At 66.3% G+C, this 6,049-nt stretch carries 8 protein-coding genes and 1 pseudogene; 6 read left to right on the top strand and 3 right to left on the bottom strand.

Annotated elements, in window-relative coordinates; all coding sequences use genetic code 11:
• The 3 genes and pseudogenes from GZ092_RS19190 to GZ092_RS19180 form a co-directional block, all read left to right on the top strand.
• Nucleotides 1-1,434, top strand: a pseudogene (locus GZ092_RS19190) (molecular chaperone DnaK); the annotation flags it as partial.
• Nucleotides 1,435-1,517: 83 nt separating this feature from the next.
• Nucleotides 1,518-1,808, top strand: coding sequence for a type II toxin-antitoxin system RelE/ParE family toxin (locus GZ092_RS19185; RefSeq protein ID WP_293638723.1), 291 nt, complete (start codon nucleotides 1,518-1,520; stop codon nucleotides 1,806-1,808).
• A gap of 9 nt (nucleotides 1,809-1,817) precedes the next feature.
• Nucleotides 1,818-2,126 (top strand): addiction module antidote protein, encoded by a 309-nt coding sequence (locus tag GZ092_RS19180; RefSeq protein ID WP_293638721.1) that lies wholly within the window; start codon nucleotides 1,818-1,820, stop codon nucleotides 2,124-2,126.
• A 118-nt stretch (nucleotides 2,127-2,244) separates the two neighbouring features.
• Here the strand turns inward: GZ092_RS19180 and GZ092_RS19175 are convergent, their stop codons facing one another.
• Entirely contained in the window at nucleotides 2,245-3,108 is an 864-nt protein-coding gene (locus GZ092_RS19175) for a methyltransferase domain-containing protein (protein WP_293638719.1), read from the bottom strand.
• Nucleotides 3,109-3,275: 167 nt separating this feature from the next.
• Between GZ092_RS19175 and GZ092_RS19170 the strand changes: the two genes are divergently transcribed.
• The 3 genes from GZ092_RS19170 (at nucleotide 3,276) to GZ092_RS19160 (ending at nucleotide 4,944) form a co-directional block, all read left to right on the top strand.
• On the top strand, nucleotides 3,276-4,061 hold the full coding sequence (locus GZ092_RS19170) for a transferase (RefSeq protein ID WP_293638717.1): 786 nt from the start codon (nucleotides 3,276-3,278) through the stop codon (nucleotides 4,059-4,061).
• Nucleotides 4,062-4,216: 155 nt separating this feature from the next.
• Complete coding sequence (locus tag GZ092_RS19165; RefSeq protein WP_293638716.1) at nucleotides 4,217-4,660, top strand: OsmC family protein; 444 nt, start codon at nucleotides 4,217-4,219, stop codon at nucleotides 4,658-4,660.
• A gap of 5 nt (nucleotides 4,661-4,665) precedes the next feature.
• Nucleotides 4,666-4,944, top strand: coding sequence for a hypothetical protein (locus tag GZ092_RS19160; protein ID WP_293638715.1), 279 nt, complete (start codon nucleotides 4,666-4,668; stop codon nucleotides 4,942-4,944).
• Between the two features lie 8 nt (nucleotides 4,945-4,952).
• Here GZ092_RS19160 and GZ092_RS19155 read toward each other — a convergent pair whose 3' ends face one another.
• Together GZ092_RS19155 and GZ092_RS19150 are read right to left on the bottom strand one after the other, a co-directional pair.
• Nucleotides 4,953-5,474: a CinA family protein gene (locus GZ092_RS19155; protein ID WP_293638714.1), complete on the bottom strand. Its 522-nt coding sequence runs from the start codon at nucleotides 5,472-5,474 to the stop codon at nucleotides 4,953-4,955.
• On the bottom strand, nucleotides 5,471-6,043 hold the full coding sequence (locus GZ092_RS19150; protein ID WP_293638713.1) for a phosphatidylglycerophosphatase A: 573 nt from the start codon (nucleotides 6,041-6,043) through the stop codon (nucleotides 5,471-5,473). Before GZ092_RS19150 ends, GZ092_RS19155 begins: the two co-directional genes overlap by 4 nt.
• Between the last annotated feature and the right edge of the window lie 6 nt (nucleotides 6,044-6,049).

Below are 6,049 nucleotides of genomic sequence, written 5' to 3'. Positions count from 1 at the left end.
GCCAATGCCGGCCAGGCGCGCGGCATCTGCATCCTGCCGCGCGGCAGCGAGCCCGGCCACGAGGCGCTGCTGACCGGCCGCAGCTTTGCCCTGCGCGTCGGCCAGCCGGTGCGCTTTCAGCTGTTCAGCGCCGTGGCCGAGGGCGCCGGCCAGGCGCTAGCGCAAGCTGGCGAACTGGTCACGCTTGACGAAGACGCGCTGGTGCGGCTGCCGCCCATCGTCATGGTGCTGGCGGCTGATCCGGGTGATCCAGCCGATTCAGGAACAGCCAGCGGCGAGCCAGCGCGGCAGGATATTGCCGTGCAGCTGGTTGCGTCCCTGACCGAAGTCGGCACGCTGGAACTGCACTGCGTGGCTCTGTCTGACCCAAGCCAGCGCTGGCGGCTGGCGTTCGATTTGCGCCAGCCGCAAGCTGAAGCAGGCGGTCCCGAGGCGCCAGACCCACGGCTGGCAGCGCGCATGGCCGAGGCCATTGCCCGGATCGACCGCATCTTTGGCACCAACAAGCAGCCCGTCAGCCCGAAAGAGGTCACGCAGCTGCGCGCGCAACTCGAACGCCTGCTGGGCGACCGTGCGCAATGGACCACCCCGGTGCTGCGCCAGCTGTTCGACGCGCTGTGGCAGCGCGAACGCGGCCGGCGCCGCAGCGCGGCGCATGAGCGCGTCTGGCTGAACCTGGCCGGCTACGGCCTGCGCCCCGGCTTTGGCGACCCGCTCGACGCCTGGCGGGTGCAGCAGCTCCGGACGCTGCTGCCGCTGGGCGTGCAGCATCCGGGCGACCGCCAGGTTGGTGCCGAATGGTGGACGCTGTGGCGGCGCGTGGCCGGCGGACTGGACGCTGCCGGGCAGCTGCGCCTGCTGGACGACTTTGCCTTCAACCTGCAGATCAGCGAGGAGGGCGCGGACGGCCTGGAAGGCGCCAGGCCGGTCAGCGGCAGCGCCGGCGACATGCTGCGCCTGGGCGCGTCGCTGGAGCGGATTCCGTCAGCCTACAAGGCCGAGATTGGCGAATGGCTGCTGCGGCGGATCAATCAATCCGTCACCGCGCCGCCCGCCCGCCATGACAGCAGCGCCGACGACAGCCTGTACCTGTGGGCGGTGGGCCGCATCGGCACGCGCGAGCCTTTTCATGGCAGCCCGCACGACGTGGTGCCGCCCGATACCGCCTCGGCCTGGATCGAACGCCTGCTGGCGCTCGACTGGAAGCGCCTGGAAGCCGCCGCCTTTGCCGCCGTCAACCTGGCGCGCGTCACCGACGACCGCGCCCGCGACCTGCCGCCTGCGCTGCGCGAGCAAGTGCTGGCGCGGCTCAGGGCGATTCACGCGCCCGCGCCCTGGCTGGCGATGGTGGCCGGGAAAGTCGAACTCGACGAAGCCACCCAGCGCCGCATGCTCGGCGAATCACTGCCGCCAGGGCTCAGGCTGATGGCGTGATGCCTGCACAGGATTTTTAGGGGAAGCGACTGGGCAAGTCGGTGTTTTCTCCTATTTTGTATAAAATGGGATACAGTAAAGCCATGAAGCAGCTTGAGAAAACCGACGAGTTCGAGGCGTGGTTTGAATCCCTGTCCGACCGTCAGGTCAGGGCAAGGATTCAGGTGCGTATTGACCGCCCGCAGGACGGCAACCCCGGGGACGTGGTTCCCGTGGGCGCCGGGGTGAGTGAGTTGCGGCTGCACTTTGGCAGCGGCTGGCGGGTCTACTACACCGAGCGTGGCGGCGCTTGGGTGATTTTATTGGCTGGCGGTCCCAAGAGCAGCCAGGCCAAGGACATTCAGCGAGCGCTGCAACTGGCGCAAAACCTTTAGGAGTCCATGATGGAGAGCAAGACAAAAACCACCCCTTATGACAGTGCCGAGTACCTCAAGACCGAGGAAGACATTGCCGCCTACTTTGCGGCCTGCCTGGAAGATGCGGGCGACGATGCCGCCTTTCTTGCCAAGGCCCTGGGAACCATTGCCCGCGCACGCGGCATGACGCAACTGGCCAAGGACACGGGCCTGGGTCGCGAGAGCCTGTACAAGGCGCTGTCAGGGCAGGGAAACCCCAGCTTTGCCACCATCTTGAAGGTGATGAATGCCCTGGGCCTGCGGCTGGCAGCGCAGCCGATGGCGCGGCAGGGCTGAGTAAGTCCCGCTCAGTGCAGCAAGTCGACTGGGCAATATTTCTTTTGGCGGCCACATGGCGGTCATGTGTTGCAGTAAAAGACCCTGCAGCCGCGTCCCAGCTACCGCTTTTCCCCGCTCAACCAAGCGGCCGCATGCCGTGGGCCAGCAGCAGCTCGTTCGGCCCTTCCCAGCCCTCCGGCAACTGGAAGACCTCCAGCTGTTCCTCCATGTCGGCCCACGCCGCTTCACGGGCTTCGGGGTTCAGATGGCCCAGGATCTGCACAATGGGCGACGCCGACGTGCGGACAAAGTGCAGATAGTCACGCGCCGACGGCAGCTGGAACGGGGCCTGCATGCGCTCCGTGGCCACATCCGTGAATCCGGCCTGGCTGAAATAGTCTTGCAGCAGCCCAGGTTTGCCCAGACTCAGCAGCCCGCCCGGCGTCAACGGATCGCGTGGCGCCAGGCCCGCATGCCGGCACGCGGTGGTCATCAAAATGCCGATGCACGGATTGCGCTGTGGCTCGGAAAAAACCAGCACCGCGGCATGTCCGCCCGGGCGCAAGACCCGGTGCATCTGGCGCAGCGCCCCCAGGGGATTCGGGCAGAGCATCAGGCCCAGCCGGCACACGGCCGCGTCAAAACCGGTTTCACCCGGCAGCAGGTCCTCGGCGTCGCAGACCTGCGTCTGCACCTGAGGCAGCCCGGCCCCCCGCGCATTCTCGCTGGCGAACTGCAGGATGGCGGGAGAAATGTCGGTGGCCAGCACCCGGCCGCCTTCGCCTACCCGGCGGGCGATGTCCAGCGTCTGGTCGCCCGCGCCGGCGGCGATGTCGAGCACGCGCATGCCGGGGCCGATCTGCGCCTCATCCAGCAGCGTCGCCGTGGGTGCGGCAAGCCAGTTGCGGATCGCCGGCGTCTGCTGGTTCCAGCCGCTGGCCGATGCGTCCCACGCCTGGCGAACGGCGTCCTTGAATTGTTCGGGGCTGGCTGGCGTCATGCGGACCTCCTGCGGGTGGATTTCGGTCCAGCCAGTCTGCTACCAAAGCGCAACCCGCGCAAGCTGCCACACCCGTGGCGTGGGCGGCGCGCCGATAATCAGCCGCCTGCCCGCTGACCTTGTGCCCCAGAAAGACCCGATGCCCCTGATGCCCCCGCCCCTGCGCCATGACCACTGATAAACCGCTGCCGGGCGATTTCCTTTCGATGCACTATGCAGTACCTTTCGTGCTCGACGACGGCGCGTCCCGGTCGCTGCATTTCACGCTGGGCGAACTGCAAAGCCGCATGCGCCTGGACAGCCCGTGTGGGTTGGAAGTGGACTACACCCGCACCATGATGGGGTTTTTGCTGTTCAATCCGGCTCCCGGGCACATTGGGATGATCGGACTGGGCGGCGGCTCCATCGCCAAGTTCTGCCACCGCTTCCTGCCCGCCAGCCGCATGACGGTGCTGGAGATCAACCCGCATGTGATCGCGTTGCGCAGCGACTTCCAGGTGCCGCCTGACGACGCACGTTTCGAGGTCCTTGCGGCTGACGGCGCGCTGTACCTGCACACCCAGGCGCCACGCTATGACGTGCTGCTGGTCGATGGCTTTGACCCGGATGGCCAGCCCGCTGCGCTGTGCAGCCAGCGCTTTTACGACGACTGCCTGGCGGCCCTGCCGGACGGCGGCGTGCTGGTGGTCAACCTGCATTACGACCATCCAGACTACCCCTTGCTGTTCGAGCGCATCCGCCGCAGCGTTGGCGGCAATGCGGTCGAGATCGTGACGCTGGAAAAGAGCAACAGCATCGTCTTTGCCCGCAAGGGCGCGCCAATTTCCCCGCAGGCGCTGAGTCTGGCTGGCAGCCTGGCGGGGCTGGACGCCCGTGCGCGGGCAGTCCTGAAGCCCGAACTGGCGCGCATGCTCTGGCAGATGAAGAACCTTGACACGGGCGACGACCGCTGAAAGCCAGGCTTTCGCCAGCGGGCAGAGCGCGCCGGCTGTAGGAAGCCTTCAAGCGGCGTTTGCGGTCTTGTCTGACGCCCTGAACGCAAGCTGCGACGCACACTGGTATGTTGGCGCGCTTGTGCGCTCTCTTGCAACCAAAAAAAGGCATCGTTATGACTGAAAAAACCGCATCCGTCCATTGGCAGGGTCAGGGCAAAAAGGGCCAGGGCCAGATCAGCACCGAAACCAGCGCGCTCAAGGCCTATCCCTACGGATTTGGCAGCCGTTTCGAGGACGACCGGCGCGGCACCAATCCCGAGGAACTGCTGGGCGCCGCGCATGCGGCCTGCTTCACCATGGCGTTCTCGTTTGCCTGCGACAAGGCCGGCTTTGCCACCGAACTGGTCGATACCGAGGCCAAGGTGCGCCTGGCTAAAGAGGGCGACGGTTTTGTGATCGACCGCATTGCGCTGACGCTGTCCGCAGTGGTGCCGGGCATCAGCGAAAGCCAGTTTCAGGAAATTGCCGAGGAAGCCAAGAAGGCCTGCCCGCTGTCCAAGGCGCTGGCCAGCGTGCCCGAAATCACGCTGTCGGCCAAGCTTGAAAACGCGCGCTGAACGCCATGACCCAGAAAACCAATTTTTCGTTCGACGTCCAGTACACCGCCGACTCCAGCAGCAGCAAAGCCCAGCGGCACGAAGTGATGGACTCGCTGCAGGCGACCCTTCAGCAATTGCTGGCGGCGCAGGACCGCGAAGCCGAGGTGCTGGTCAGCGACAGCCACCGGGGCGTTAACAACAAGCTGGTGGAGTTGACCACCACGCTGCAGGATGCGCAGCTTGCCGGCATCCTGAAGGCGTTTTCCGAGAAGAACGGCGTCAGCGTGACGGCGTTCGAGTAGCGACCGGCTCAGGCCGGCATAGTCAGCAGTTCAAGCAGCCGCATCAGCGCATGGACCACGCTGGCCTGGCGCACGCTGGCGCGGTCGCCGTCAAAGCGTTTCATTTCAGTGACCGTGCCGGCTGGCGTGGTCCAGCCGAACCATACCGTCCCGACGGGCTTGTCGGGGCTGCCTCCGCCGGGTCCGGCAACACCGGTCACGGCCACCGCCGCCTGCGCATGCGAGCGCGCCACCGCGCCCTGCGCCATGGCCCGTGCCACCGCTTCACTGACGGCGCCGTGGCGTTCGATCAGCGCTGCATCAACGCCCAGCAGTTCGGATTTGGCGGCGTTCGAGTAGGTGACGAAGCCGCGTTCAAACCAGTTGCTGGAGCCCGCCAGGTCGGTGCAGGCCGCCGCAATCATTCCGCCGGTGCAGCTTTCGGCGGTTGCCATCAGCCAGCCCTTTTTTTCCAAAATATCAGCTAAATCGACCGTTAGCGCAGGCTGCTCGGGCGCGTAAAGCTCTTTTTTCGATAGCGAATTGCTCATGCAAAAAACCTCCACAGCGCAATCACCAGCAGCGTGCAGCCGGCGGCCACCAGGTCGTCGAACATGATGCCAAAGCCGGCAATGCCCCAGGCGTTGCGGTTCGTGGCCGGGTCCACGCCGTGCGACAGCCGGTCGGCCCAGCCCACCGGGCCGGGCTTGGCGGCATCGAAATAGCGAAACAGCGCAAAAGCAATGGCTTGCCCCCACAGCCCGGCCGGATTGATCAGCCACAGCACCGCCCAGAACGCGACGATCTCGTCCCAGACGATGCTGCCGGGGTCGAGCACCCGCAGGTTGCGCGCGGTGACGGTGCTGACCCACCAGCCCAGCGGAATCGACACGGCAATCAGCCAGCCGATGGCTGCCGGCGACAGCCAGCGCTGCAGCGCCAGGAAGGACAGCCAGGCCCACAGCGTGCCGGCGGTTCCAGGGGCGAAGGGGCTGAGCCCCGAGCCAAAACCCAGGGCCATGAAATGCGCGGGATGCGCCAGCATGAACTTGGCGGTGGGCTGCCGGGGGCCGGCGCTGGCGGGCAGGGGCGACAAGGGCGACAGGGGAAGATCGGTCATGCGCGG

Origin of the sequence: Polaromonas sp., assembly GCF_010365105.1 — a bacterium.
GTDB lineage: Bacteria > Pseudomonadota > Gammaproteobacteria > Burkholderiales > Burkholderiaceae_C > Polaromonas.
The sequence above is the reverse complement of the archived record's forward strand: the minus strand, read 5'-3'. Positions and strand labels throughout refer to the sequence as shown.

What these genes read in the sequence shown, in the direction of transcription:
- GZ092_RS19155 (WP_293638714.1), bottom strand. Translation starts at nt 5,474, where the DNA reads ATGAGCAATTCGCTATCGAAAAAAGAGCTTTACGCGCCCGAGCAGCCT.
- GZ092_RS19180 (WP_293638721.1), top strand. Translation starts at nt 1,818, where the DNA reads ATGGAGAGCAAGACAAAAACCACCCCTTATGACAGTGCCGAGTACCTC.
- GZ092_RS19150 (WP_293638713.1), bottom strand. Translation starts at nt 6,043, where the DNA reads ATGACCGATCTTCCCCTGTCGCCCTTGTCGCCCCTGCCCGCCAGCGCC.
- GZ092_RS19170 (WP_293638717.1), top strand. Translation starts at nt 3,276, where the DNA reads ATGACCACTGATAAACCGCTGCCGGGCGATTTCCTTTCGATGCACTAT.
- GZ092_RS19175 (WP_293638719.1), bottom strand. Translation starts at nt 3,108, where the DNA reads ATGACGCCAGCCAGCCCCGAACAATTCAAGGACGCCGTTCGCCAGGCG.
- GZ092_RS19185 (WP_293638723.1), top strand. Translation starts at nt 1,518, where the DNA reads ATGAAGCAGCTTGAGAAAACCGACGAGTTCGAGGCGTGGTTTGAATCC.
- GZ092_RS19165 (WP_293638716.1), top strand. Translation starts at nt 4,217, where the DNA reads ATGACTGAAAAAACCGCATCCGTCCATTGGCAGGGTCAGGGCAAAAAG.
- GZ092_RS19160 (WP_293638715.1), top strand. Translation starts at nt 4,666, where the DNA reads ATGACCCAGAAAACCAATTTTTCGTTCGACGTCCAGTACACCGCCGAC.